Source organism: Ruegeria sp. AM9 (assembly GCF_056540565.1).
Map to the genome: position 1 here is coordinate 429,270 of NZ_JBQFWY010000002.1, position 24,554 is coordinate 453,823.

Sequence of the window (24,554 nt, forward strand, 5' to 3'; positions counted from 1 at the left end):
GACCAAGAAGGACAGAATACGTATGGCGACAGCTTCGCCCGCTTCTGATTTTGCGCCTGTGGTGGCCTCGACGGCCGCCCCTGCGCGCACGCGCGACCCGCGGCTGGATTTCTATCGCGGCATCGCGATGTTCATCATCTTGATCGCGCATATCCCCAACGACCCATGGGCCAAGTGGATACCGGCCCGGTTCGGGTTTTCGGACGCGACCGAAATTTTCGTGTTCTGCTCGGGCATGGCCTCGGCCATCGCATTCGGCGGGGCGTTCCTGCGCAAGGGTTGGTGGATGGGCACGGCCCGTGTCTGCTTCCGCATCTGGCAGGTTTACTGGGCGCATATCGCGCTGTTCTTCTTTGTTGCCATGACCATGGCAGCGCTGGATCAAAGCGGGCTGTTCGAGAAAAGCTATATCTCGTCACTGAACCTGCAACACTTCTTCAACGACCCGGCACCGCAGATCGTCGGGATGTTCACGCTGACTTATGTGCCGAATTATTTCGACATCCTGCCGATGTATCTGGTGGTTCTGGCGATGATGCCGCTGGTCATGGGCCTGTCGCGGATCGGCTTTTGGGCGGTTGCCCTGGCCTCGGTCACGCTGTGGCTGGTGGCACAGACCGACGTTCTGGACCTGCCGGCCGAACCGTGGTCGGACCGTCAGTGGTTCTTCAACCCCTTCGGCTGGCAGCTACTGTTCTTCACCGGCTTTGCCTTTATGCGCGGCTGGATACCGGCGCCTCCGGTGTCGAAAACGCTGATCTGGGCGGCGGCGCTGTTCCTGATCTTCTCGATGCCGTTCGGTTCGTGGAAAGTGTTCACCTGGATCAACGCGGCAGCCCCCGATCTGGCTGAGGAAATCCGCAAGGTCTGGCCGGTCACCAAGGAACTCCGCGACAAGACCGACTTTGGCCTGTTCCGTTACCTGCACTTCCTGTCGCTGGCCTATCTGGGCTGGGTCATCGCAGGTGAGCACGGCCACCGCCTGATCGCCACCGGACACGGCGCTGCGGCCAAAGTCTGGCAATTCCTGCTGACCGTGATCACCAAGGTCGGGCAGCAATCGCTGGCAGTGTTCGTATTTTCCATGGCAGCAGCACGGCTTATCGGCGTCGGACTGGACCTGAGTGGGCGGGATGTTGCCAGTGTGTTCATCGCAAACATGATTGGCTTTGCCATGATCATCGGCGTTGCTTACATGGCCGCTTGGTTCAAGTCACAACCCTGGAAGTCGAAAAAATGAATTTTACACGTCGCGCATTTCTGGCCTCGACTTCGGCGCTTGCCTTTGCGCCGGCCACCTTTGCCACGGGCGGGGAAACCCCGTTTGACCGCAATGACGTCATCGCGATGGCCCGGGAATTGGCCAGCCAGCCTTATGCCGAACGCGAGATGGTGCCGCAGGAATGGCAGGACCTGACATATCAGCAGTACCGCTCGATCCGGTTCCGTCTGGACCGCGCGCTTTGGTATGAGACCGAGACGCCTTTCAACGTCGATTTCTTTACGCCCGGCTTGTACTTCCCGCGCACGGTTAAAGTGATGACGGTCGAAAACGGCATGGCCGCGCCGGTCGCCTTTGACCTTGGCATGTTCGACAAATCCGAGGATGTGCCGGAACTGCCGGTCGACGACACGCTGGGCTTTTCCGGCCTGCGCCTGCGCACGGAAATGCACCGCCCCGGCAAGACCGACGAGTTCTGCGTCTGGCAAGGGGCCAGCTATTTCCGCGCCATCGGCCTGCACGAGGTCTACGGCCTGTCCGCCCGCGGACTGGCGCTGAAAACCGGCGACCCGGATGGTGAGGAGTTTCCCGAGTTCATCCGCTTTTGGCTGGAACGCCCGAAACCCGGTCAGCGCGACATGGTCGTCCACGCGCTGATGGACAGCCCCAGCGTGACCGGTGCCTATCGCTTCAACGTCACAGCCGGTGCGGATTGCGTGATGGATATCGAAGCCACCCTGTTCCCGCGCGAAGAGCTGACCCATGTCGGCATCGCGCCGGGTACGTCAATGTTCCTGTTCGACCAGACCAATCACAGCCGGTTCGACGATTTCCGCCCTGCTGTCCACGACAGCGATGGCCTGCTGATCCGCAACGGCGCCGGAGAGGTGCTGTGGCGGCCGCTGGCCAACCCCACGCGGCTGCAATTCTCGTCCTTCGTCGACATGAACCCACGCGGGTTTGGCCTGATGCAGCGCAAGCGTGAGTTCTCGGACTACGCCGATCTTGAGGCGAATTACCACAAACGCCCCGGCCTTTGGGTCGAACCCAATGGCGATTGGGGCAAAGGAGCCGTCACTCTGGTCGAAATTCCGGCGGATCAGGAGATCTATGACAACATCGTCGCGTATTGGCGCCCGGCTGAACCCTATGCCGTCGGCAGCCAGGTTGATCTGTCCTATCGCCTGATCTGGGGTGAGGAACCGCAGCGCACGCCGATGCCCCGCGTGATCAACACGGCAATGGGCGACAATACCTTTGGCGACGGTCGACTGGCCGTCATCGACTTTGAGGAAAGCGAGCTGTTCGACGACCCCGAAGCGATGACGATCTTTGTCGACTCGCCCCATGCCGAAACCTCCGAGGGTGTGCTGCAGCGCAACCCGGATACCGGTGGCCTGCGGCTGGCGTTTTCATTCCAGCCGGGCGACCGCAACCACGTGGAACTGCGCGCGCAGTTGCTGAAAGACAAACAACCGGCCTCTGAGGTCTGGCTTTATCGTTGGACCACATGACCCAGGACCTTCATATCATGCCCCCCGAGGCGCCTTTGGCCATGCCCGCGCAGGATTTCAGCGCGGATTTCCGGGATGCGCAGGTCCCCGCGGGTCAGCGCCCCTCGGCCGGGTTCTGGCGCGCGCTGGCGTTTTCTCCGGCCATGGCGGCTACGCTGGGCCTGCTGTGGGTCATGAGTGATTGGTTCGGCGCCGAGGGGATCAACCTGATCGAGGGCATCCTGCTGGCTCTGATCTCGTTCAACTTCTTCTGGATCTCTTTCACGGTTTGCACCGTTTTGCTGGGCATGGTGTCCCTGTCGCGGCAGGAACAGCCGAAACGCGAAACCCGCCCGCAGCCGCTGCGCGTGGCGCTGCTGACGCCGGTTTACAACGAGGTGCCGTGGAACGTGCTGGGCAACGCCCGCACCATGCTCGAGGACCTGCGTGCGCGGGGCGGACAGCACCACTATGCCATGTTCATCCTGTCCGACACCCGCGACCCCGAGATCGCGGCGCAGGAACAGGCCAGTGTCGAGGCGCTGCGCACCACCCTCGCCCCCGGTCTGGAGCTGTATTACCGTCGCCGTGAGGAAAACACCGACCGCAAGGTTGGCAATATCGCCGACTGGGTCAGCCGCTGGGGCGCCGATTGGGACGCGATGCTGGTGCTGGATGCCGACAGCCTGATGACTGGGCGCGCCATTCTGCGACTGACGGATTCGCTGGCGCGTGATCCCGGTGCGGGCCTGATCCAAAGCTACCCGCAACTGATCGGCGCGCAGTCAGTCTTTGCCCGGATGCAGCAATTCGCCAATGGCGTCTATGGAATTGCGTTTGCCGAAGGTCTTGCGCGCTGGTGCGGGCAGGAAGGCAACTATTGGGGTCACAACGCGATCATCCGCACCCGGGCCTTTGCCACAAGCGCGGGTCTGCCCAAGCTGCGGGCCTATAACGGTCAGGAAAAGCTGATCATGAGCCACGATTTCGTCGAGGCCGGCCTGCTGCGCCGCGCCGGTTGGGGCGTACGCTTCCTGCCGCGGATTCGTGGTTCTTATGAAGAAACTCCACCCACACTGATCGACCACGCCCTGCGCGACCGCCGTTGGTGCCAGGGCAACCTGCAGCACCTGAAACTGCTGGGCTCGACGGGCTTCCGTGCCGTGTCGCGCTTTCACATGTTCCACGGTGCGGTTGGGTATCTGATGTCGCCGCTGTGGTTTGCGCTGCTGGTGATGTGGGCACTGATTGGTCAGGGTGAGGACGCCTCGGTCCTGCATTATTTCAGCCCCGACAACCCGATGTTCCCGCAATGGCCCGAGATGTCGGAAACCCGCCACGTGCTGATCATTCTGGTGATGTACGCGATGCTGCTGGCGCCCAAAGTGCTGGGCGTTCTGGCCCTACCTTTGAGCGGCGTGCGCTATGCGGAATTCGGCGGTGGGTCCAAATTCGTGACGTCTTTCCTGGCCGAGGTGATCCTGTCGATCCTCTATGCCCCGATCCTGATGGTGCAGCAGATGATTGCGGTGTTCCGCACCGCGCTCGGCATCCAAAAGGGCTGGTCCCCGCAGGCGCGCGACGGCGGCACCTACAGCCTGCGCACCCTTATCCTGTGCCACACGCTGGAAACCATCAGCGGCGTCGCGCTGAGCGTTGGCATCCTGTCCGGCCTCGTCTCGGTCTGGCTGGCCCCGATCGCGATCAGCCTTGCGCTGGCCATCCCACTTTCCGCGCTCAGCGGTGTCTCGGCTGGTGCGGCACGGCGTATGGTCGGGATGAGAGAGGATTTCCGCGAACCCGCGATCACCCGTTCGGCCCGGCGCCATCGGAAAGAACTAAAGCGTTTGATTGAGGGCAAAGGCACAATGACCCCGGCGGAGTAATCAACCGCCGGGCAGACCTTCGTACCAATCCACCATCATGTCCGCCCAACCCTTGGGCACTCCGTGACCGCCGGGAAATAGCGCAAGTTCCAGTGCACTGCCTTCGGCGCATCCGGTCCAATAGCGTCGCATGAATTGACCGGTGGTAGAGAACCCGCTGGGTTTGGTGTCGACGCACTCGTTGGCAACGCGCCAGATCTCCAGACCGGCGAAGATGTCACCCTGATGGAACCGGCCTCCGCCCAGCAGCCGCCCCTCCAGCGGCACCACGTTGTCGGTCCAGCCATGGGTGTGAAACAACCGCACCGGGCCTTCGCATGCCTCGGGGTGCGGACGCCAGAACCCTCCCGAGACAGGCACATAGGCTGAAAACGTCTCCGGCGCGGCGCAGGCGAGGTAATAGACCATGAACGCGCCCGCCGAAAACCCGCCCAGCACCACCCGGTCCGTATCCACCCCGAACCGGTCCGAGGCGTCCTGAACAACCTCGGTCAGAAAAGCCGCTTCATCGCGCCCCTCCCATCCCGGAAAGAAATTCCAGCTTTGGCGGCCATTGCGCTCGGACCCTTCCGGCGCCATCACAGCGTAACCCCGCGCCAACAAGGGCTCGACCATGCTGCGGTTTTTCATCGTGCCGGTGGCCGTGCCGCCATAGCCGTGCAGAAACACCACCAGCGGCGGGTTGTCCGCCTCGGGCAGTTCGATGTGATAGCCGCCCGAAGCGGTTCCGCACATACCGTCCTGATCAGCACACGCGGCAAGGCCAGCTTGCGCCGCCAGCGTCAACCCGGTTGCCAGCGTCAATTCACGGATCATCCAGTCTCTCCCGTTTTGCGTTGAACAGGCAATCCGGCGCGCACCCATCCCGGCCCCGCGGCAGAACCCAACATACCCTCGGGGACGTCCAGGACATTTGTAAACCCGGCTTCGGTCAACCGGTTGCTCAGACGAGCCGACCGCACCCCACGGGCGCAGATCAACGCGACCGGGGCGCTGCGATCTCCGCCGGTCAGGTGCGCCAGCGCCTGTTCGAAATCATCGCGGCGCATATCCAAAGGGTACGCCCCTTCGCCAACACCAGTGGCCCGCCATTCCCGCGGAGTACGGATGTCCACCAGCAGGATATCGCCCGACAGTGCCTGCGCGTACGCGTCCGCAACATTCAGCTGGCCGCCCGCATAATCCGGGGGAATCAAGCGATATTCACGAACGGCGAAACCGGTGGCAAGGGCTGCGCCCCCGCCCAGCAAAACCCACCTTCGGGTCCGGTTTGCCGTCTCTGTCATACAGTGCCCTCCTGCGCAGACAGGCCGTTTTTACCATACTCGCTAGGTCGGCGCTGTGGTGAAATTCGGCCCGCAGATCAAGTTCGCGTCATTAATCCGCACCTGACCAGCCGCCTGTTTCATCCCCCTAGAATGCAGCGAAATACTTGCAATAGCTGGACAGTCAGAAAATTATCCTTACAAAATCAGGACTACTTTTGACCGCTCAGACCGGAGTATCGCACTTGTCCCTATTCCTCATCGCGGCCCTTCCCTTCCTCGGAGCTGTATTCCCAGCCCTTCTGATCCGGGCAGGACGAAACGCAGCAGCTTCGGCGGCGGGCTTGACCACCTTTCTGGCGCTTATGGGGCTGTTGATCCACATCCCTGCGGTCATGCGCGGCGAGGTTGTGACCGCCCGGTTCGAGTGGATACCCGCTCTGGGTCTGAATGCGAATTTCATGCTGGACGGTCTGGGGTTCCTGTTTGCCCTGCTGATCCTGGGGATCGGGCTGCTGATCATCCTCTACGCGCGGTTCTACCTGTCGCGCGAGGACCCGATGGGGCAGTTCTACACCTATCTGCTGCTGTTTCAGGGCGCGATGGTTGGAATCGTTCTGTCGGACAACATCCTTCTTCTGCTTATTTTCTGGGAGCTTACATCGCTTAGCTCATTCCTGCTGATCGGATATTGGAAACACCTGCCCGAGGGCCGCCAAGGCGCGCGGATGGCGCTGGCCGTGACCGGTTCCGGCGGGTTGGCGATGATCGCGGGGATGCTGATCCTGGGCAATATCGTGGGGTCGTATGACCTGAGCGTGATCCTCCAGAACAAAGAGCTGATCCAGGCCTCGCCCTATTACATGCCCGCGCTGATCCTGATTCTGTTGGGCTGTTTCACCAAGTCGGCGCAGTTCCCGTTCCACTTCTGGCTGCCGCACGCGATGGCCGCGCCAACGCCGGTGTCGGCCTATCTGCACTCGGCCACGATGGTGAAGGCCGGGCTGTTCCTGATGGCGCGGATGTGGCCGGTTCTGGCGGGCACCGATGCGTGGTTCTATATCGTTGCAACCACAGGTCTGGTGACCATGCTGATCGGCGCCTGCATCGCGCTGTTCAAGGATGACCTCAAGGCGCTGCTGGCGTTTTCGACGGTATCGCATCTGGGTCTGGTGACCATGCTGCTGGGCTTTGGCACCAAGATTGCCGCCGTGGCCGCCATTTTCCACATCATCAACCACGCGACCTTCAAGGCTGCGCTGTTCATGACCGCCGGGATCGTCGATCACGAGGCCGGAACCCGCGATATCAAACGTCTGGGCGGGTTGCGGCAGCTGATGCCGATCACCTTTACCATCGGCACGATTGCCGCCCTATCCATGGCAGGCCTGCCGCCGTTGAACGGCTTCCTGTCCAAAGAAATGATGCTGGAGGAAACGGTCCACACCACATGGCTGCATTCGCACTATCTGGTGCCGGGGTTGGCGCTGCTGGCCGCACTGTTTTCTGCGGCCTATTCCTTCCGTTTCGTCAGCCATGTGTTCCTTGGCCCCCAGCGCACCGATTATCCGCATCACCCGCATGACCCACCTGTCGGGCTGTGGCTGGCCCCGGCCTTCCTTGTGGTGCTGGTGATGCTGATCGGGCTGCAATCGGCAGCGATCGTCGGGCCTTTGGTTGCGGTTGTGTCCAGCGCCGTGATCGGTGGTGAGAAACTGCCCTATTACTCGCTGAAACTGTGGCATGGGTTCACGCCCGCGCTGTATATGTCGGCTGTGGCAACGCTTGGCGGCCTGTTCCTGCTGGCGCTGCACCGGCGGGGAGAGGCGCTGTGGAACGCCCTGCCCCGCCCCGAGGCCAAGACGATCTTTGACGCCGTGATCGGCGCTCTGACCGCGCTAAGCCGCTGGGTGACCGATACGCTGCACAACGGCGTAATCAGCCGCTATGCGATCATCCTGATCGCGTTCACCGTCGGGCTTGGCTATTACGCCTATACGACCGGCACGATTGGTCCGGAAACGCGCGAGCCCCTGCCGATACAGATCATCCCGTTCATCGGCTGGATTTGTCTGGTCGGCGCAACGCTGGCGATCATGTGGTTCCACCGCAACCGCCTGCTGTCGCTGGTACTGATCGGCGTGGTTGGCCTGATCGTCTCAATGGCGTTCAACTATCTCTCGGCCCCGGATCTGGCGCTGACGCAGATCTCGGTTGAGGTGGTGACGATGATCTTGCTGCTGCTGTCGCTGAACTTCCTGCCCACGGATACACCGTGGGACAGCAGCGCCGCGCGGCGCTGGCGCGATGCAGCGATCTCGGTTGTTGCGGGTCTTGGCAGCGGCGGGCTGATCTATGCGCTGATGCTGCGGGACTTTGCCTTCCCGACGATCTCCGAGTTCCATCTGGCGAACTCGTACAAAGGCGGTGGCGGTACCAACGTGGTCAACGTGATCCTGGTGGACTTCCGAGGCTTTGATACCTTTGGCGAGATCATCGTTCTGGGTATCGCCGCCCTGATCATCTTTGCCCTGACCGAGGCTGTTCTGGGTTCGAACGTCCGCGCCTATCTGCTGAACCGCAAACCGCATTGGCCGCAATCGGGGGACTCGCATCCGCTGATGATGGTGGTGGCGACCCGCGTGATGATGCCAATTGCGCTGATGGTTGGTGCCTACATCTTTTTCCGCGGACATAACCAGCCGGGGGGAGGGTTCATCGCCGGTCTGATCGTGGCCATTGCCTATCTGATGCAATACATGGCCAGCGGCTATACATGGGCCATCGAACGGCAGCGGTTCTATTACCACGGCACAATCGGCTGGGGTGTTCTGATCGCCGCCGCAACCGGTCTGGGCGCGTGGTTCAATGAACGCCCGTTCCTGACCAGCGACTTCGGCTATATCCACTGGCCGCCGTTGGAAGAGTTCGAATGGGCCACCGCCATCCTGTTTGACACCGGCGTGTTCCTTGCGGTTCTGGGCGCGGTGATGCTGGCGCTGGACAGCCTGTCGCGCTTCGCGTGGCAGCCGGGCATGGCACAGGAATTCCCGATGGATATCAACCCGCTGCGGGACGATCCTCCGGGCGAAGAACAAGAGAAGGAGCAGGCCTGATGGAAGCGCTCGTAGCCTCAGCCGTAGGCATTCTGACCGCTGCCGGGATTTTCCTGATCCTGCGCCGCCGGACATTCCCCGTGATCCTGGGCCTGTCACTTATCACCTATGCGGTGAACGTGTTTCTGTTCGCCACGGGGCGGCTGGCGCTGGATGCGCCCGCCGTTTTGAACAAATACGAAGAGGTGCCCTATACCGACCCGCTGCCACAGGCGCTGGTGCTGACGGCCATCGTGATCTCGTTCGGGATGACAGCGGTGATCGTGATGATCGCGCTTTCGGCCTATCTGTCCTCGAAGGATGACCATATCGACATGACCGCGCAGGACAGCGTGGACGCGCCGGGAGAAGACGCATGAACCACTGGATCGTAGCGCCGATCGTCCTGCCCGCGATCCTGGCCCCGTTCATCATCATGGTCCTGCGATACCACCTGGACCTGCAGCGCATCTTCTCGGTCGCCGGAGTTGTGGGTCTGTTGGGGATCGCCCTGACCATCACCGCGCAGGCCTCTGGTGGCGATATTCAGGTCTACGAGCTGGGCAACTGGCCTGCGCCCTTCGGCATCGTGATGGTACTGGACCGCCTGTCGGCCATGATGGTCCTGCTGACCGCTCTGCTGGCCCTGCCCATAGTGCTTTACGCCATTGCGTCAGGCTGGGACGACCGGGGCAAGCACTTCCACGCACTGTTCCATTTTCAGCTCATGGGGGTCTGCGGCGCCTTCCTGACCGGCGACGCATTCAACCTGTTCGTGTTCTTCGAGGTTCTGCTGATCGCATCTTACGGCCTGATGACGCATGGGGGTGGTGCGGTGCGGCTGAAGGCTGGCGTTCAGTATGTGGCCTATAACCTGATTGGCTCGACCCTGTTCCTGTTTGCGCTGGGGACGCTTTATGCGGTGACCGGGACGCTGAACATGGCGGATATGGCAATGCGCGTGGCGGAACTGCCCGCCGACGATACGGCGCTGCTGCGCGTCGGCGCGGTGCTGTTGTTGCTGGTATTCTGCATCAAGGCCGCCGTGCTGCCGCTGCATTTCTGGCTGCCCGCCAGTTATGCCAACGCGCCCCTGCCCGTGGCCGCGCTGTTCGCCATCATGACCAAGGTCGGCGCCTACTCGATCGTGCGGATGTATACGCTGGGCTTCGGACCGGATGTCGAGGCAACGCAGGGGCTTGTGGGGGCATGGCTGCAACCGGCCGCACTGGTGACGCTGGGCGTTGGAGTTATCGGCATTCTGGGAACGCAGCACATCGCACGGATGGTCGCCTTTTGCGCCATTGCGTCGATGGGCACGCTGTTGATTGCGATTTCGCTGTTCACGGAAACCGCCACCGCTGCGGCGCTCTACTACATCTATCACTCGACCCTTGCGACCGCGCTGCTGTTCCTAGTCGCCGATCTGGTGATGGAGCGCCGGGGTGGCGCCATCGAACCCAAGGCACCGATGCCGCAGAGCGGTCTGATCTCGGCCCTGTTCTTTGTCGGCGCCATCGCGCTGGCGGGGATGCCGCCGCTGTCGGGCTTTATCGGCAAGCTGCTGGTGCTGGACGCATCCCGCGACGCGCCGGATACAAACGCGATCTGGGCCGTAGTTCTGATCGGGTCGTTTGTCACCATCGTCGGGCTGGCACGCGCGGGCTCGCTGATCTTCTGGAAAAGCCACGACGCGCAACACAACCCAACGCCAGAAGCCGAAGAAGAAGCCCCCGCCCAACCCGCGCCCGAACCCAACGCAGGGTTGGCCTTCACGTCCGTCTTCGGGCTGGTGCTGGGCCTTGTCATGCTGACCCTGTTCGCGGGTCCGGCCCTGACCTATGCTGGCAAAACAGCCGAGCAGTTGTTCACACCTGAACACTACATCTCGGCCGTTCTGGGAGGAGAGGAATGATGAGACTTCTGCACCGGATTTTCCCGCACCCGCATCTGACCATCCTGCTGACGATTGTGTGGGTTCTGCTGGCCAACAAAGCCTCGCTGAACTCGCTGGTCTTTGGCCTGATCCTTGGGATCATCATCCCGTTCATCACTCAGCCCTACTGGCCCGACCGCCCCAAGCTGCGGAACTGGCCGATGGTGGTTGAATACATGCTGGTGGTGCTGTGGGACATCGTGATTGCCAATATCACTGTGGCAAAGATCATCCTGTTCAAACGCGATGCTGACCGGCAACCCAACTGGATTTGCGTCCCGCTGGAACTGCGCACGCCCGAGGCGATCACCGTTCTGGCCGGAACCATCACCATGACCCCCGGCACCGTCAGCTCGGACCTGTCGGCGCAGGGGCACAACCTGCTGGTTCACTGCCTGGACGCACCCGATCCCGACGCGGTACGCGATCAGATCAAACAGCGCTATGAACGTCGCCTGAAGGAGATTTTCGAATGATCGAGGTTGCGATCTGGTTTGCCTTCGCCTGTTTTGGAACGGCCATCATGCTGTGCCTTTACCGGATCATCTCGGCCGAGGGCGTCGGTACCCGCGTTCTGGCGTTGGATACGATGGTGATCAACACCATCGCGCTAATGATCCTTTACGGGCTGCACTTGGGAACCGAGATATTCTTCGAGGCCGCCATGATCATCGCCATGCTCGGCTTTGTTTCAACCGTGGCCTATGCGCGCTTTATGCTGCGCGGCAATATTATCGAGTGAGGGCGACATGGAGTTCATTTTCGAAATTCTGATCGCCTTTTTCCTGATTATCTCGGGCATCTTCGGCTTTGTCGGATCGTTCGGGATGATCAAGCTGAAAGACCCGATGTCCCGCCTGCACGCACCCACCAAGGCGACCACTCTGGGTGTAGGTGGCGTGTTGCTGGCGTCGATCTGCCACTCGGTATTGCTGGAGGGCAAACTGTCCCTGCATGAGCTGCTGATCACCCTGTTCCTGTTCCTGACCGCACCGATCACGGCCCTGTTCATTGCCAAATGGCACATTCACCGCCATGAAAAGCCCAGCGACCTGCCGGACGCGGGCGAGGATGAGCTTTGGGCCACCCACGCGGTCGAACAGGTCGAAGACGTTCCTGAACACACGGCGAACTAAAACTCATGCATCACCCTCCGTTGCCCCTGACCCGCGATCTGGTTCTGATTGGCGGCGGGCATACTCATGCGCTGGTACTGCAGAAATGGGGGATGAACCCGCTGCCCGGCGCACGGGTGACGGTGATCAACCCCGGCCCCACTGCGCCCTATTCCGGAATGCTGCCCGGATTTGTCGCGGGACATTATGAGCGTGGTGAACTGGATATCGATCTGGTGCGCTTGGCCCGGTTCGCCGATGCGCGCGTCATCCTTGGCCCGGTCGAAGGGATCGACATTGATCGGCGTCTGGTTCACGTGCCTGATCGCCCTCCGGTCGCGTTCGATGTGGCCTCGGTCAATGTGGGCATCACCTCGGACATGCCCGCCCTGCCCGGTTTTGGCGACCATGCGATCCCCGCCAAGCCCCTGGGGCCTTTCGCAGCGCGGTGGGCCACGTACCTGCAAGGCACCGGCCCCGCCACGGTCGCTGTGATCGGCGGTGGCGTGGCGGGGGTTGAGCTGGTGATGGCCATGGCCCATGCCCTGCGCGCCAAAGGCCGTGCGGCGCAGGTGACATTGATCGATAACGCACAAGCCCTGACGGCGACAAAGCCAAAGGCGGGCGCGACCATTCGCAAGGCAATGGCGGATCTGTGTGTCGATCTGCACGAAAACACGCCCATTTCCCGCATTGAGGCCGATCATATTGTTCTGGGTGATGGCCGCGAAATTCCGGCCACCTTCGTGACCGGCGCCGCCGGCGCCCGCCCCTATGGCTGGATCACCCAAACAGGCCTTGATCTGCAGGACGGCTACATCCGCGTAAACGGGTTCCTGCAATCCAGCGACCCCGCGATCTTTGCCGCCGGGGATTGTGCCCATTTGTCGGAGGACCCGCGCCCCAAGGCTGGGGTTTATGCAGTCCGAGAGGCTCCGATCCTGTTCAATAACCTGCGCGCCGCGTTGGGGGCAGGACGGATGCGGCGGTACAAGCCGCAGAAGGATTACCTGAAACTGATTTCACTGGGCGGAAAATCCGCACTGGCCGAGCGGTTGGGCACCTCATTCAGTGGACCGCTGATGTGGCGTTGGAAGAACCATATCGACCAGAGTTTCATGAACAGGTTCCGCGACCTGCCCGACATAGCGCGCCCTTCAATGCCGCGCCTTCACGCAGCGGGGCTGCAAGAAGCACTGGGCGGCAAGCCCATGTGCGGCGGCTGCGGTGCAAAGGTCGGGCGCAGCGCTCTGCGGGCTGTGCTGAGCGACCTGCCCGTGCCAGCACGCGCCGACATCACCCCCCTACCCGGAGACGACGCAGCTTTGCTGACAATAGGTGGGGCGCGGCAGGTGATGACTTCGGACCATCTGCGCGGTTTCACCAATGACCCGGCGCTCATGACCCGCATCGCCGCCGTTCACGCGCTGGGGGATATCTGGGCCATGGGCGCCAGCCCGCAAGCGGCAACCGCAACGATCATCCTGCCCCGCATGTCGCCGGACTTGCAGCACCGGACCATGGCCGAGATCATGGCCACCGCAACCGAGGTCATGCGCGACGCCGGGGCCGAGATCATCGGCGGCCACAGCTCGATGGGCGATGAGATGACCATCGGCTTCACCCTGACCGGCCTGTGCAAGGATGACCCGATTACCCTGTCGGGTACACGCCCGGGTGACGTGCTGATATTGACCAAACCCCTGGGCAGCGGTGTATTAATGGCGGCCGAAATGGCTGGCAAGGCTCGGGGCGAATGGGTTGTCGATGCCCTCCGGCAAATGGTTCAGCCGCAGGGCGTAGCCTCACACATTCTGGCAGGCGCCCATGCGATGACTGACGTGACGGGCTTTGGTCTGGCCGGACATCTGCTGGGTATGTGCGAGGCGTCTGACTGCGGCGCTTCCCTTGATCTGGACGCAATTCCACTGATGGCTGGCGCGCAGGAGTTGAGCGCCCAGGGCGTCCGCTCAACGATTTTCGACGAGAACCGGTCCACCATCCCGGACTTTCCGTTTGGCGACAAGGCTGACCTGTTGTTCGACCCGCAAACTGCCGGAGGGCTGCTGGCCGCTGTCGCACCCGGCCAGGTACAGGGGCTATGCGAAAAGCTGAGGCACGCGGGTTATCCGGCAGTCATCATCGGACACATGTCCGACACGCCGGGCCTGCGGCTTCAAACCTGATCCAGAATCCGTTCGATGCGCACGGCCATTTCGTTCAGGCCCGCGTCGTCCAACGTGGCCGCATCGACCCGCGCCACAACCTCGGCAGTGCGGGCGCGGCTGGATTTGGCATAGGACGGATCATAATGCTGCTCCATCAGCGCCCGTGTCAGTCCCTGTTTGTCGCCAGCGTCGATCAGGGCAAGCCAGCCATCCACCACCTCGTGCCCCCGGTGGAACCGCAGCGGAGAAAGCCGGTCCCGCAACCGCTCGGCATCCGACAGGATGTCGTCATAGGCGCGGGCCAGATAGGCAGTGCGGGCCTCAATCGAGGCCTGAACCTGAATACGCGGCGCGCTGCGCAAAGCGGCCCACAGGCTGGGCGGCAGGATCAGGGTCCCGATCTTGGACGACTCTGCCTCGACCGCAACCGGGCGCGCCAGATCAAGCTCGCACAATACTGCGGCCAGAGCGGATTCAAACGCTTTCTGGCTGGGCTGCCCGCCGGGCATCTCACCCAGCAATGAGCCGCGATGATTGGCCAGACCTTCAAGGTCCAGAACCTGAACGCCGCGCGTTTTCAGATGCGCCAGAAGGTCGGTCTTTGCGGTGCCCGTGTAGCCGTCCAACGCGATCAGACGATGCGGCAACGGGTCGTCGTAGAGAAACCGGTTCACGAGGCGGCGATAGGTGCGATATCCACCCTCGACCACCTCGGCCCGCCAGCCGATCTGCTGCAACATCCAGGTAAACGATCCCGACCGCTGCCCGCCCCGCCAGCAATAGACCAGAGGCTTCCAGCCGCCCTCGTGACGCGACAGGCTTTGCTCGATGTGATTGGCAGCGTTGCGGAACACCAGCGCCGCGCCCAGTTTGCGGGCCAGAAAGGGGCTTTCCTGCACATAGATCGTGCCCACCCGGGCGCGTTCTTCATTGTCCAGAACCGGCAGGTTGATGGCGCCGGGCAGATGATCCTCGGCAAACTCGGCCGGGCTTCGCACATCGATCACCGCATCGAAATCATGCGCATAAAGGCTGGGCAGGTCGGTGAAGTTCAAAGCCATATCAAGGGTCTATCCTGCAAAGCCCGCATTGAAAAGGTACACCGTCAGGCCGAGATCGGCTCGATCAGGTCGGACCCGCTGGCGCGGTTCGAGTTTACCGCCGGGTCAACGCGGCAAAAGTCCAGCACATCCTCGGCGCCGGGCCGCATCAGGCGCGCGGCCCCCTTCCCGGCCTCGCCCAGCCACAGAGGCCAGTCGTCAGGTTCAAGGATCAGCGGCATCCGGTGGTGAACGGTGCTGAGGTGTTTGTTGGCGGGCGTCGTCACGATGGCACAGGTGCCTTGCCGGACCTCGTCAGCGCCCCAGTCCTGCCAGACCCCCGCAAAGGCGATCGGCGCTCTGTCCTTACGCCGGATATACCAAGGCAGGCGCATGCCCCGTTCAGTCTTGGTCCATTCGTAAAACCCGGTCGCCACGATCAGGCACCGCCGTTCACGGCAGGCGGCGCGGAACGCAGGCTTTTCGGCCAGCGTCTCGGCCCGCGCATTGATCAGCAGGGGACCGGCCGTTTCGGTCTTGTACCAATGCGGCAGAAACCCCCAGCGCAGAGGGTCCAGCCTGCGCCCGCCTTCGCCGGCGCGGACCACGTGCACCTGATTTGTCGGACAGACGTTGAAATTCGGCACCGCAGGCGGCGTGTTCGCCGGGCGTGCAGAAAACAGCTGTGCCATCGCGTCATTGGCAAGGGTTATTGCAAACCGTCCGCACATGGGTAATGAACCATCAATAATAATCGTTTCATACAGGCACAGGGTGTCACGGGGTCACATGCAAAATCAAACAGCGAAAACCCTCAAAGGCAAGGCAGTGGCTGCTCTGGATGCGGGCAAGCTGCAACAGGCGCTGAAAAAGGCACAGCTGGGCGTCAAGAAATTCCCCAAGGATTCAGACTTTCACGCCATATCGGGCTTTGTGCTGACCGAGATGAAGCAATACAAGAAATCCATACCTCATTTCGTCGAAGCGTCCCGGATGAAGCCCGAAGATCCGCAATTCGTGGAAAACCTGGCCAATGCCCTGATGCAGACCAGTCAGATCGAAAAAGCCCTGGAATACACGGAACAGAAGCTTGAGAAGTTCCCCAACAACAAGGAGTTGAACCGGGTTCTGGACGAGATTTACCTTAAAGGCAACGACTGGCGCGTGATTGTCGAACACTCTAGCAAAAGACTGGAAGCCGACCCTGATAACGTCAGCCTTTTGATAAGGCGGGCGCGGGCATACTCAATAATCGGCTTTGTCGAAGAAAACTCGAACGATGTCGCCCGTGCATATGAGCTTGCACCTGACGACAAGAAGATCGCCTTTATGAAATCATTGAACTTGCGTCAGCAAGGCGACAAAATCGGGTCCACAGAGATCTTGCAGCGTATTTTGGCGGACGACCCCGGCCACGCGGCGTCTCTGCTACAGATGTCGACAATGGCTAGGTCCGAAGACGCGGCGCATCTGCTGGACGCAGTCGAGACGGCCATATCGAACAGTGAAAACGATATTTCAGAGCTAGAATTCGCAAAGGCGCATCTGATCTCGAAAACGGAAGGTATGGGTGTAGCCATGCGGCAGTTTGCACGCGCCAATGCGCTGCAGCATGACGTCAATCCCTACAATTTTGACGAAGCCGAAAAGCGTTTTCACGCGATCACCGAGCTTTTCCCGGAAGGAAAAGATGCACCACAAGCTGACCTGAGCGAAACACCCGTTCCCATTTTTGTCGTGGGTCAACCCCGCTCGGGCACCACGCTGATAGAGATGATGTTGAGCGCAGCCCCCGACATTGCAGGTTGCGGAGAGTTGACCTTGGGGCCAGATTTGTCGCTTGCCTATGAAACGGCTGACCGGAGTTTCAGCGAAAAAGAGGCTGCCGAGTTTGGGCGCGCGTACCGCAAACTGATGCCGCCAATTCCCGCAGGATCGGTCGCTTTTGTTGACAAGATGCCTCACAATTTTCAACGCGTCGGATTTCTGCTGTCCGCTTTCCCGAATGCAAGAATCATCAACATGCTGCGCGACCCGCGCGATGTCGGCTTGTCCAAATGGAAGCTCAGGTTCCCTGCGGGGGGTATGCACTATGCATCGAACCAGGAATCCATCGCACATACCGCCAACCTTTACCGCCGCTACATGGCCCATTGGGATGCCGTGTTCGGAGACCGTATTCTGACCGTGCCTTACGAAAAACTTGTGGCCGACCCGCAAACCTACAGCCAGCAGGTCGCCGCGTTCTGCGGTATCGGGTGGACCGAAACAATGATGCGCCCCGAGGAAAACACCAAGCAGGTTAGAACGGCCAGTATCGACCAGGTCCGCAACAAGATCTCGACCAAATCGGTTGGGGGCTGGCAAAGCGTGTCCGAGCATCTGCGCCCGATGCTGGACGGATTCGATCCGGCGCTTTGGCCGGAATACGACCTCGGCTGAGCAAGCCGGAAAACCAAAGGCCGCATCGGGTGATGCGGCCTTTTTTGTTGTTACAGAGCAGGGTTATTTCTGCTTGATGCGGCCGTCCAGATAGGGCTGATAGGGCGCGTTTTCGGCCAGGTACTCGGCCGCGACGTCGGCCAGATCAGGACCAAAATCATAAGCGTTCTTGTCATCGCCCGTGAACATTGTGTAGCCATTCCCACCATTGCGAAGGTAGTTATTCGTCACCACCAAATATGTCGCTGTTGGATCAATCGGCTCAGCGCCATTCTCTTTGACCACCATTACATCACTGACACGGCCTTCATTGGGCGCAATTTCCGGGTCCCATGTGAAGGAAATGCCCGCCACCTGCGGAAACCGGCCGTCGACTTCGTCCACTTTGCTCACACCACTTTCCAGGGCATCGATCACACCTTGCCCGCTCAGCTCAAAAGTCGAAAGCGTGTTCTGAAAGGGCAGAACCGTCATCACTTCACCCATGGTGATGTCGCCGGAATCTATCGAGGCTCGCAACCCGCCAGAGTTTGCTATCGCGATCTGCACGCCCTGATCGGCAACACGCGCCAGCATGGCGTCGGCCACCAGATTACCCATCTCGCATTCCTGCACACGACAGACAGACCGGTCCCCTTCGATGTCATCTGCGGCGTTCGCCACTACTTTGTTGCGAATTTCGTCAAGCGGCACGGCCAACTCGGCGATACGGTCCAGGGCGGCCTGATCCTCGGTCACGGTGTTGTCCATGATCAGCGGCTCGCCCACCGCCTCGACCACGTTGCCGTCATCGTCGAAGGTTACGTTCAACTCACCCAGAAACTTGCCATAGGCATAGGCCTGCACGATCTGAACACCGTTGACCTCGGTCGGGTACGGGCCTGCGGCCTTGTCGGACACGTTCGACAGATAGGTGTTCGAATGGCCGCCTACGATCACGTCCACTCCACTGGTTTCCTGCGCTACGCGTTGGTCCACACGATAGCCGGAATGGCTGAGAACGATGATTTTGTTTACGCCCTCTCCGGTCAACCTGTCCACTTCGGCCTGCACTGCGGGGGCCGGGTCAGAGAAGCTGATGTTTGGGCCAGGCGAGGAGATTTCATGCGTGTCTTCCGGTGTCAGACCAATCAGACCGATCTGTTCTCCACCCACTTCAATGACGGTCGATTTCTTGATCTTGTCGGTCAGCAGTTCTTCGTCACGGATATCCGCGTTCGACATCAGCACCGGGAAATCCACCGAGTCGATGAACCCCCGCAGCACTTCGGGGCCGTCATCGAATTCATGGTTACCCACGGTCATCGCATCATAGCCCAGCTTGTTCATGAACTCGGCCGCAACCTGACCCTTGTAGTAGGTGTAGAACAACGAGCCCTGAAACTGATCTCCGCCATCGACGAGGATCGAGTTGTCAGCCCGCCCGCGTGCCTCATTCACGGCCGTTACCAGACGGGCCGATCCGCCAAAACACTTGCCTTCTGCATTGTCTTCCGCATCGCATCCGCTGTCATATTTGTTGATCGGCTCAAAGCGGGCGTGGAAATCGTTGGTGTGCAGAATCGTCAGCTTGTAGTCCGCCGCGGCCATGCCCGCGGTCAGGCCCAGAACAGCCACTGACGCCAGAAAACGGGTGAACATTTTGATACTCCCTGTAATTGATTGACGCGATGGTGCGCCCGGCGGCGGGAAGAGTCAAAGGGGGAAATCCGGCTTGATTCTGCCCGTCGCGCGGGGCATCACCACCTCATGCTGATTTACAAGATTTTCCGGGCCGACGAATGGGCCGTTTTGCAGAATCAGGGTGCCTCGGACGGCGCGCCGATTGATGTATCCGACGGTTATGTCCATTTCTCGACCGCCGAACAGGCCGCCGAGACCGCAGCCAAGCATTTCGCCGGGGTCGAGGGGCTGACCCTACTGGCCTGCGACGCTGAGGCGATGGGTGAGGACCTGAAATGGGAGGTGTCGCGCGGCGGCGCCCTGTTCCCGCATCTCTACCGTCAGATTCGCATGACGGATATCGTGTGGTCACGCCCCCTGCCCTTTGACGGGCAAGTGCACCAGTTCCCGGCAGAGATGGCATGACCGCGTTCATCGACCCCGACCGCGCGCAGTTCGAGGCGTTCAAGGAACTGGACCGCGATCACCCGATCGAGATGCTGAATCTGGTGAAGTTCCGTGACAAGGCCGCCTATCCCGCCGGGCACGAACTGGCAGAGGCCGGGCTGACCGGCGCGCAGGCCTATCGCAACTATGGTGCCGAGACCGCCCCGATCATCGCGCGGCTGGGCGCGTCGATCCTGTGGCGCGGCGCATATCAAACCACGCTGATCGGCCCGCAGGATGAGGCATGGGACGAGGTGTTCATCGCCCGCTATCCAACGGCACACGCGTTCCTGGAGATGGTGACCGACCCGGTTTACCAGACAGCCGTCATACATCGGCAGGCGGCGGTTGAAACCTCGCGCCTGATCCGCTGCGCACCGGCAAAAGGTGGAGAGACTTTCGGATGAAACTGACCGAGAAACTGGGGCTTGCCGTCCTGCACAAGATGGACCCCGAAACCGCTCATGGCATGTCGATCAAGGCATTGAAGGCCGGGCTGGCCCCGATGCCCGGACCGGTGACCTCACCCCGGTTAAAAACCCAGGTGGCCGGTCTGAACCTGCCCAACCCGGTCGGTTTGGCCGCAGGGTTCGACAAGAACGGAGAGGTGCTAACCCCTCTGTCCCGCACCGGGTTCGGGTTCATCGAAGTCGGCGCCGTCACTCCGCGCCCGCAGCCCGGCAACCCAAAACCCCGCCTGTTCCGCCTGTCCGAAGACAAGGCCGCCATCAACCGCTTTGGCTTCAACAACGAAGGCATGGAGGTGATGGCAAGCCGTCTCGCCAACCGCCCCAAAGACGCGGTCATCGGTCTGAACCTCGGCGCGAACAAGGACAGCGACGACCGGCCCGGCGATTTTGCCAAAGTGCTGGCCCATTGCGCCGCACATCTGGATTTCGCGACGGTCAATGTCTCGTCCCCCAACACCGAGAAGCTGCGGGATCTGCAGGGCAAGGCGGCGCTTGGCGCGCTGCTGGGTGGTGTCATTGAGACGCGCAACACGCTGCCGCGTCCGATCCCGATTTTCCTGAAGATCGCGCCTGACCTGACCGAGGCGGAATTGCAGGACATCGCCGAGGTTGCCTCGGAAACCGGTGTGGATGCGGTGATCGCCACCAACACCACCCTGTCCCGTGACGGGTTGCACAGCGCCCATAAGGGCGAAATGGGCGGGTTGTCCGGTGCCCCGCTGTTCGAGAAATCGACGCGGGTTCTGGCGCGGCTCAGCCAACTGACCGAGGGGAAAATTCCCTTGATCGGCGTGGGCGGCATCAGCAATGCGGAACAAGCCTATGCCAAGATTTGCGCCGGAGCGTCCGCCGTGCAGTTTTACACGGCGCTGGTCTATGGCGGGATTTCACTGGCCGCTGATATCGCGCAGGGTCTGGATGAGTTGCTGGCGCGGGGCGGGTTCAACTCTGTCGCGCAAGCCGTTGGAAGTAAAAGAGAGAACTGGCTGTGATCACATATTGGCACAACCCGCGCTGTTCGAAATCCCGCGCCGGGCTGGCGCTGCTGGAAGAGAACGGCGCGCAGGTCGAAGTGCGCAAATACCTTGAGGATACGCCCTCGGCGGATGAGATCCGTGCGGTACTGGATCGGCCGGGTATCGATGCCATCGACATGATGCGGACCGGAGAAAAGCGATTCAAGGAACTGGGCCTGACCAAGGACACGCCCGCAGATGACCTGATCGCTGGCATGGCCGAGAACCCGATCCTGATCGAGCGCCCCTTGGCTATTGCCGGCGACAAGGCCGTCATCGGACGTCCGCCCGAGAACCTGCTGACGCTGCTTTAAGCCACCTGCGCCTCAAGCCGGGGATAACGCCAGCCCAATGTGATACCGCGCGCGATGTTCAAGACCATCAGCGCGGCCCACAGCCCGTGATTGCCCAGCGTCGGTACCAGAATGAACAGCGCGACGATATAGATCGCGACCGACTGAATCATCGCGTTGCGCATGGCGCGGGTCCATGTGGCCCCGATATAGATGCCGTCGAACATCCAGCTCGCCACCCCGATCGCCGGGGCCAGAGCGGCCCAGATCAGATAATCCCGCGCGGCCAGCCGCACCTCGGGCGAGGTGGTCATCAGGTCGATCAGGGTCGGTCCGGCCAGATAGAACACAGCGCCCAGCGCAAACGCTCCGCCCACACCCCATTGCGAGGCCATGATCGACGCGCGACGCACCTGATACCGGTCGCGCGCACCCACGGCGCTGCCGACCAGGGCCTCGGCAGAGAAAGCAAAACCATCCAGCGCAAAGGCGGTGATTTCAAGGAATTGCAGCAGCACCTGATTGGCTGCAAGGTTCACATCGCCCAGATCAGAGCCAACGAACAGAAACGTGGTAAACGCCCCGGTCAGCAGGACCGAACGGATCATGATATCCGTGTTCACCTGCACCATCCGCCGCAGCCGGGCCGCATCGAATATCCGGGGCCAGTCACGCCACTGGTTGCCCTGAAACGCATCGCGGCACAGCCATAAGCCCAGCGCTAACCCGGTCCATTCGGCGATCAGCGTGGCAATGGCGACACCTTCGACGCCCCAGCCAAGCCCCAGCACAAACCACAGGTCCAGCAGGATATTCAGCCCGTTCATCCAGACCTGCAACAGGAACACGCCGCGTGTCCGCTCGACCGCGATCAGCCAGCCGGTCACCGCATAAATAGCAATCGTAGCCGGTGCGCCCCAGATGCGGATTTGCAGGTAATCCCGCGTCAGCGACTCGACCTCGGGGCTGGCGGGCGACAGGGCGAACGCGCCCCAGAACACCCAGATTTGCGTCAGGATAAAGAACAGCCCGGCCGCACCGCCCAGCAGCAGCCCGCGCATCAGCAAGGCGCCGGTCTCGGCGGTATCCCCAGCCCCGCGCGCCTGCGCAGCCAGCCCCGTCGTCCCCATGCGCAAAAAGCCGAAGATCCAATAGATCGTCGCCAGAATAACCGCGCCCATGCCCACGGCACCGATGGGCGCCGCCTGCCCCATCTGGCCGACGACACCTGTATCGACGGCACCTAGAATGGGTACCGTCGCATTGGACAGTACGATCGGCACCGCGATCTTCAGCACCCGTTTATGGGTGAGAGGTGCCGAAGCAGTCTGCACGATAAGTTACCCCGCTTTGGGTTTGGACTGCGGCATCAGGAAATGCCCGGTCGCCTGCGCAATCGGACGCGCGTGATTGTCCTGCCAAGCCTCGACCCGAACCGAGGCATAACGCCGACCGGACCGGCTGACAAAAGCCCGCGCATACGCATCGCGCGGCAGGCCCGAACGCAGGTAATCCACGGTGAAATCGACGGTCTTGGGAAAGCGCACCGAGTCGGCCTTGAACAGCTCTTCCGCCTCGATTTCTCCGCTTTCGATCTTGGGAAAGAAGTACTCCCAACTCAGTGTGATGACGGCGGTGACCTCAAGGAACGCCGCGGTGACCCCACCGTGCAAGGCAGGCAGCAAGGGGTTTCCAATCAGCTTGTCATCGAAATTAAGCACTCCGGTCAGTTCGTCGCCGCGCCGGTCAAACGTGATATTCAGGAACCGGATATACGGCACCCCTTCGACAATTGCGTTCAGGGCCGCGTCGCGGCGTTGCTTGACCACCTGCATCGGTTCGGGACGGGGACGCGCCATCACAGACCCTCCACCGTAAAGGACCCCGCGGCGGTTGCTACGGGAAGGTCCTGATTCTCGTCCATCGCCGTGGCCCGGACGAAGGCGATATTGCGGGTGATGTGATAGCAGGTGGCATGAGCGGTGATGTTCTGCCCCGGCGTTGCGGCGCGCATGTAGTCGATCCTTAAATCAATCGTGGCAGTCCCTCCGGGCGCCGACGGGTGGCACATGACGGCCGCACCGCAGCAGGTGTCCAACGCGGCAAACACGGCACCTCCATGGATGACACCGGTTCTGGGGTCTCCGATCAGATCGGCATTGTACGGCATCGAAATCGCGGCCTCACCGTCGCTGATTGTGGTCAGCTTCAGCCCCAGCGCCTTGGCGTGCGGGATCGCCTCGATGAATCGGCGCGCAATTTCTACTTTATCGACCATGTCGTGGGGTCCCCCTTGATTTCTTTCTTTATGAGCCTGTGCCTTGCAAAAGAGCAAGACCACCTGTTGCGCTTGCCGTGACGACGGCCTAGTTTGCGGCCCAGGAGGCCGAGAATGACCGACAACCGTTTGTCATTAAACGAGATGTGCGAAGAGTTCGACGTAACCAAGCGCACCTTGCGTTACTACGAGTATATCGAGCTGCTTCAGCCGGAACGCGAAGGCCGCAGCCGGTATTATGGCCCCCGTGAATGCGCGCGGATGAAACTAATCATGCGCGGACGCCTGTTTGGATTCTCGCTGGAAGAGATTCGCCAATGGCTGCTGATCTACGAAGATCAGGGCAATCAGGCCCAGATGGCCGAGTTCATAAAACTGGCTGACCGACAGATGCCGGAACTGCAGAAGCAGCGGCAGCAACTGGATGAGGCGATGGACGAGCTCCAGCGCCTGCGTGACCAGACCGCCAAGTTGCTGGGCTGACCCACCCTCTTTTTCTGACGACTAACGCGCGGGCATTGCGGCCCCTGGGCCGTACGGTTGTGTTTTCTCACCAGATACCCGGCGCCTTCGGCTGAAATTCCGTTACGTCAATTCCCAAAACCCGCACATCAGGCACCTTGACGCGAAAGGATGCTACGTCAACTTTCAATGTGACGTAGCGTTTGCATTACGTGAACGTCATCTACGTGTTGTAACGTGCGCATCGACTGCGCACCTGACTTT

General features: G+C 61.2%; 24 protein-coding genes. 16 read left to right on the top strand and 8 right to left on the bottom strand.

Annotated features, from left to right (window positions below; genetic code table 11):
• Window positions 1–22 precede the first annotated feature (22 nt).
• Genes ACR0DO_RS06990 through mdoH form a run of 3 tightly spaced genes read left to right on the top strand, consistent with a single transcriptional unit; the run spans window position 23 to window position 4,601 of the window.
• Window positions 23–1,240, top strand: a complete 1,218-nt coding sequence (locus ACR0DO_RS06990; protein WP_480557388.1) for an OpgC family protein — start codon at window positions 23–25, stop codon at window positions 1,238–1,240.
• Window positions 1,237–2,736, top strand: coding sequence for an OpgD/OpgG family glucan biosynthesis protein (locus ACR0DO_RS06995; RefSeq protein WP_480557390.1), 1,500 nt, complete (start codon window positions 1,237–1,239; stop codon window positions 2,734–2,736). Before ACR0DO_RS06990 ends, ACR0DO_RS06995 begins: the two co-directional genes overlap by 4 nt.
• Window positions 2,733–4,601, top strand: a complete 1,869-nt coding sequence (mdoH, locus tag ACR0DO_RS07000; protein ID WP_480557392.1) for a glucans biosynthesis glucosyltransferase MdoH — start codon at window positions 2,733–2,735, stop codon at window positions 4,599–4,601. The genes ACR0DO_RS06995 and mdoH overlap by 4 nt, the downstream gene beginning before the upstream one ends.
• Here the strand turns inward: mdoH and ACR0DO_RS07005 are convergent, their stop codons facing one another.
• Both ACR0DO_RS07005 and ACR0DO_RS07010 read right to left on the bottom strand, forming a co-directional pair.
• Window positions 4,602–5,417 (bottom strand): CE1 family esterase, encoded by an 816-nt coding sequence (locus tag ACR0DO_RS07005; protein WP_480557394.1) that lies wholly within the window; start codon window positions 5,415–5,417, stop codon window positions 4,602–4,604.
• Window positions 5,414–5,887 (bottom strand): rhodanese-like domain-containing protein, encoded by a 474-nt coding sequence (locus ACR0DO_RS07010; RefSeq protein WP_480557396.1) that lies wholly within the window; start codon window positions 5,885–5,887, stop codon window positions 5,414–5,416. Before ACR0DO_RS07010 ends, ACR0DO_RS07005 begins: the two co-directional genes overlap by 4 nt.
• 224 nt (window positions 5,888–6,111) lie before the next feature.
• On the opposite strand from ACR0DO_RS07010, the gene ACR0DO_RS07015 reads away from it, so the two are divergent.
• From ACR0DO_RS07015 to selD, 7 genes are read left to right on the top strand one after another with little or no spacing between them, the layout of a single operon-like run.
• Window positions 6,112–8,982, top strand: coding sequence for a monovalent cation/H+ antiporter subunit A (locus tag ACR0DO_RS07015; RefSeq protein WP_480557398.1), 2,871 nt, complete (start codon window positions 6,112–6,114; stop codon window positions 8,980–8,982).
• A complete protein-coding gene (locus ACR0DO_RS07020) occupies window positions 8,982–9,341 on the top strand; it encodes a Na+/H+ antiporter subunit C (protein WP_170672104.1) in 360 nt (119 codons plus the stop codon). Before ACR0DO_RS07015 ends, ACR0DO_RS07020 begins: the two co-directional genes overlap by 1 nt.
• Window positions 9,338–10,876, top strand: coding sequence for a monovalent cation/H+ antiporter subunit D (locus tag ACR0DO_RS07025; RefSeq protein ID WP_480557400.1), 1,539 nt, complete (start codon window positions 9,338–9,340; stop codon window positions 10,874–10,876). Before ACR0DO_RS07020 ends, ACR0DO_RS07025 begins: the two co-directional genes overlap by 4 nt.
• A complete protein-coding gene (locus ACR0DO_RS07030; RefSeq protein ID WP_480557402.1) occupies window positions 10,876–11,373 on the top strand; it encodes a Na+/H+ antiporter subunit E in 498 nt (165 codons plus the stop codon). The genes ACR0DO_RS07025 and ACR0DO_RS07030 overlap by 1 nt, the downstream gene beginning before the upstream one ends.
• Complete coding sequence (locus tag ACR0DO_RS07035; protein ID WP_170400169.1) at window positions 11,370–11,639, top strand: K+/H+ antiporter subunit F; 270 nt, start codon at window positions 11,370–11,372, stop codon at window positions 11,637–11,639. Before ACR0DO_RS07030 ends, ACR0DO_RS07035 begins: the two co-directional genes overlap by 4 nt.
• A gap of 7 nt (window positions 11,640–11,646) precedes the next feature.
• The gene (locus ACR0DO_RS07040) at window positions 11,647–12,033 is read left to right on the top strand and encodes a Na+/H+ antiporter subunit G (RefSeq protein ID WP_170443061.1); all 387 of its coding nucleotides are present in this window, start codon (window positions 11,647–11,649) and stop codon (window positions 12,031–12,033) included.
• 5 nt (window positions 12,034–12,038) lie between these two features.
• A complete protein-coding gene (gene selD, locus ACR0DO_RS07045) occupies window positions 12,039–14,198 on the top strand; it encodes a selenide, water dikinase SelD (RefSeq protein ID WP_480557404.1) in 2,160 nt (719 codons plus the stop codon).
• Here selD and mnmH read toward each other — a convergent pair.
• On the bottom strand, window positions 14,189–15,241 hold the full coding sequence (gene mnmH / locus ACR0DO_RS07050; protein ID WP_480557406.1) for a tRNA 2-selenouridine(34) synthase MnmH: 1,053 nt from the start codon (window positions 15,239–15,241) through the stop codon (window positions 14,189–14,191). The genes selD and mnmH overlap by 10 nt on opposite strands.
• Window positions 15,242–15,285: 44 nt before the next feature.
• Window positions 15,286–15,951 (bottom strand): SOS response-associated peptidase, encoded by a 666-nt coding sequence (locus ACR0DO_RS07055; protein WP_480557408.1) that lies wholly within the window; start codon window positions 15,949–15,951, stop codon window positions 15,286–15,288.
• Window positions 15,952–16,009: 58 nt separating this feature from the next.
• Here ACR0DO_RS07055 and ACR0DO_RS07060 point away from each other — a divergent pair, with 58 nt between their 5' ends.
• On the top strand, window positions 16,010–17,662 hold the full coding sequence (locus ACR0DO_RS07060) for a tetratricopeptide repeat-containing sulfotransferase family protein (RefSeq protein WP_480557410.1): 1,653 nt from the start codon (window positions 16,010–16,012) through the stop codon (window positions 17,660–17,662).
• Window positions 17,663–17,725: 63 nt separating this feature from the next.
• Here ACR0DO_RS07060 and ACR0DO_RS07065 read toward each other — a convergent pair whose 3' ends face one another.
• Complete coding sequence (locus ACR0DO_RS07065; protein ID WP_480557412.1) at window positions 17,726–19,303, bottom strand: bifunctional metallophosphatase/5'-nucleotidase; 1,578 nt, start codon at window positions 19,301–19,303, stop codon at window positions 17,726–17,728.
• 108 nt (window positions 19,304–19,411) lie between these two features.
• Between ACR0DO_RS07065 and ACR0DO_RS07070 the strand changes: the two genes are divergently transcribed.
• Genes ACR0DO_RS07070 through arsC form a run of 4 tightly spaced genes read left to right on the top strand, consistent with a single transcriptional unit; the run spans window position 19,412 to window position 21,571 of the window.
• Window positions 19,412–19,750 carry a DUF952 domain-containing protein gene (locus ACR0DO_RS07070; RefSeq protein WP_480557414.1) on the top strand — a complete coding sequence of 113 codons (339 nt, stop codon included), beginning with the start codon at window positions 19,412–19,414 and terminating at the stop codon, window positions 19,748–19,750.
• Complete coding sequence (locus ACR0DO_RS07075) at window positions 19,747–20,178, top strand: DUF1330 domain-containing protein (RefSeq protein WP_480557416.1); 432 nt, start codon at window positions 19,747–19,749, stop codon at window positions 20,176–20,178. The genes ACR0DO_RS07070 and ACR0DO_RS07075 overlap by 4 nt, the downstream gene beginning before the upstream one ends.
• Window positions 20,175–21,233 (top strand): quinone-dependent dihydroorotate dehydrogenase, encoded by a 1,059-nt coding sequence (locus ACR0DO_RS07080; protein WP_480557418.1) that lies wholly within the window; start codon window positions 20,175–20,177, stop codon window positions 21,231–21,233. The genes ACR0DO_RS07075 and ACR0DO_RS07080 overlap by 4 nt, the downstream gene beginning before the upstream one ends.
• On the top strand, window positions 21,230–21,571 hold the full coding sequence (gene arsC / locus ACR0DO_RS07085; protein ID WP_480557420.1) for an arsenate reductase (glutaredoxin): 342 nt from the start codon (window positions 21,230–21,232) through the stop codon (window positions 21,569–21,571). Before ACR0DO_RS07080 ends, arsC begins: the two co-directional genes overlap by 4 nt.
• On the opposite strand, the gene ACR0DO_RS07090 is transcribed toward arsC, so the two are convergent.
• From ACR0DO_RS07090 to ACR0DO_RS07100, 3 genes are read right to left on the bottom strand one after another with little or no spacing between them, the layout of a single operon-like run.
• On the bottom strand, window positions 21,568–22,884 hold the full coding sequence (locus tag ACR0DO_RS07090) for an MATE family efflux transporter (protein WP_480557421.1): 1,317 nt from the start codon (window positions 22,882–22,884) through the stop codon (window positions 21,568–21,570). The genes arsC and ACR0DO_RS07090 overlap by 4 nt on opposite strands.
• Before the next feature lie 6 nt (window positions 22,885–22,890).
• Window positions 22,891–23,409, bottom strand: a complete 519-nt coding sequence (locus tag ACR0DO_RS07095; RefSeq protein ID WP_480557423.1) for a PaaI family thioesterase — start codon at window positions 23,407–23,409, stop codon at window positions 22,891–22,893.
• The gene (locus ACR0DO_RS07100) at window positions 23,409–23,828 is read right to left on the bottom strand and encodes a PaaI family thioesterase (protein ID WP_480557425.1); all 420 of its coding nucleotides are present in this window, start codon (window positions 23,826–23,828) and stop codon (window positions 23,409–23,411) included. The genes ACR0DO_RS07095 and ACR0DO_RS07100 overlap by 1 nt, the downstream gene beginning before the upstream one ends.
• Before the next feature lie 114 nt (window positions 23,829–23,942).
• Here ACR0DO_RS07100 and ACR0DO_RS07105 point away from each other — a divergent pair, with 114 nt between their 5' ends.
• The gene (locus ACR0DO_RS07105; protein ID WP_421598132.1) at window positions 23,943–24,311 is read left to right on the top strand and encodes a MerR family transcriptional regulator; all 369 of its coding nucleotides are present in this window, start codon (window positions 23,943–23,945) and stop codon (window positions 24,309–24,311) included.
• Window positions 24,312–24,554 lie beyond the last annotated feature (243 nt).

What these genes read in the sequence shown, in the direction of transcription:
- mdoH (WP_480557392.1), top strand. Translation starts at nt 2,733, where the DNA reads ATGACCCAGGACCTTCATATCATGCCCCCCGAGGCGCCTTTGGCCATG.
- ACR0DO_RS07100 (WP_480557425.1), bottom strand. Translation starts at nt 23,828, where the DNA reads ATGGTCGATAAAGTAGAAATTGCGCGCCGATTCATCGAGGCGATCCCG.
- ACR0DO_RS06990 (WP_480557388.1), top strand. Translation starts at nt 23, where the DNA reads ATGGCGACAGCTTCGCCCGCTTCTGATTTTGCGCCTGTGGTGGCCTCG.
- ACR0DO_RS07030 (WP_480557402.1), top strand. Translation starts at nt 10,876, where the DNA reads ATGAGACTTCTGCACCGGATTTTCCCGCACCCGCATCTGACCATCCTG.
- ACR0DO_RS07065 (WP_480557412.1), bottom strand. Translation starts at nt 19,303, where the DNA reads ATGTTCACCCGTTTTCTGGCGTCAGTGGCTGTTCTGGGCCTGACCGCG.
- ACR0DO_RS07020 (WP_170672104.1), top strand. Translation starts at nt 8,982, where the DNA reads ATGGAAGCGCTCGTAGCCTCAGCCGTAGGCATTCTGACCGCTGCCGGG.
- mnmH (WP_480557406.1), bottom strand. Translation starts at nt 15,241, where the DNA reads ATGGCTTTGAACTTCACCGACCTGCCCAGCCTTTATGCGCATGATTTC.
- ACR0DO_RS07105 (WP_421598132.1), top strand. Translation starts at nt 23,943, where the DNA reads ATGACCGACAACCGTTTGTCATTAAACGAGATGTGCGAAGAGTTCGAC.
- ACR0DO_RS07055 (WP_480557408.1), bottom strand. Translation starts at nt 15,951, where the DNA reads ATGTGCGGACGGTTTGCAATAACCCTTGCCAATGACGCGATGGCACAG.
- ACR0DO_RS07035 (WP_170400169.1), top strand. Translation starts at nt 11,370, where the DNA reads ATGATCGAGGTTGCGATCTGGTTTGCCTTCGCCTGTTTTGGAACGGCC.
- ACR0DO_RS07080 (WP_480557418.1), top strand. Translation starts at nt 20,175, where the DNA reads ATGAAACTGACCGAGAAACTGGGGCTTGCCGTCCTGCACAAGATGGAC.
- ACR0DO_RS07040 (WP_170443061.1), top strand. Translation starts at nt 11,647, where the DNA reads ATGGAGTTCATTTTCGAAATTCTGATCGCCTTTTTCCTGATTATCTCG.
- ACR0DO_RS07070 (WP_480557414.1), top strand. Translation starts at nt 19,412, where the DNA reads ATGCTGATTTACAAGATTTTCCGGGCCGACGAATGGGCCGTTTTGCAG.
- ACR0DO_RS07075 (WP_480557416.1), top strand. Translation starts at nt 19,747, where the DNA reads ATGACCGCGTTCATCGACCCCGACCGCGCGCAGTTCGAGGCGTTCAAG.
- ACR0DO_RS07025 (WP_480557400.1), top strand. Translation starts at nt 9,338, where the DNA reads ATGAACCACTGGATCGTAGCGCCGATCGTCCTGCCCGCGATCCTGGCC.
- ACR0DO_RS06995 (WP_480557390.1), top strand. Translation starts at nt 1,237, where the DNA reads ATGAATTTTACACGTCGCGCATTTCTGGCCTCGACTTCGGCGCTTGCC.
- selD (WP_480557404.1), top strand. Translation starts at nt 12,039, where the DNA reads ATGCATCACCCTCCGTTGCCCCTGACCCGCGATCTGGTTCTGATTGGC.
- ACR0DO_RS07005 (WP_480557394.1), bottom strand. Translation starts at nt 5,417, where the DNA reads ATGATCCGTGAATTGACGCTGGCAACCGGGTTGACGCTGGCGGCGCAA.
- ACR0DO_RS07010 (WP_480557396.1), bottom strand. Translation starts at nt 5,887, where the DNA reads ATGACAGAGACGGCAAACCGGACCCGAAGGTGGGTTTTGCTGGGCGGG.
- ACR0DO_RS07060 (WP_480557410.1), top strand. Translation starts at nt 16,010, where the DNA reads ATGCAAAATCAAACAGCGAAAACCCTCAAAGGCAAGGCAGTGGCTGCT.
- ACR0DO_RS07095 (WP_480557423.1), bottom strand. Translation starts at nt 23,409, where the DNA reads ATGGCGCGTCCCCGTCCCGAACCGATGCAGGTGGTCAAGCAACGCCGC.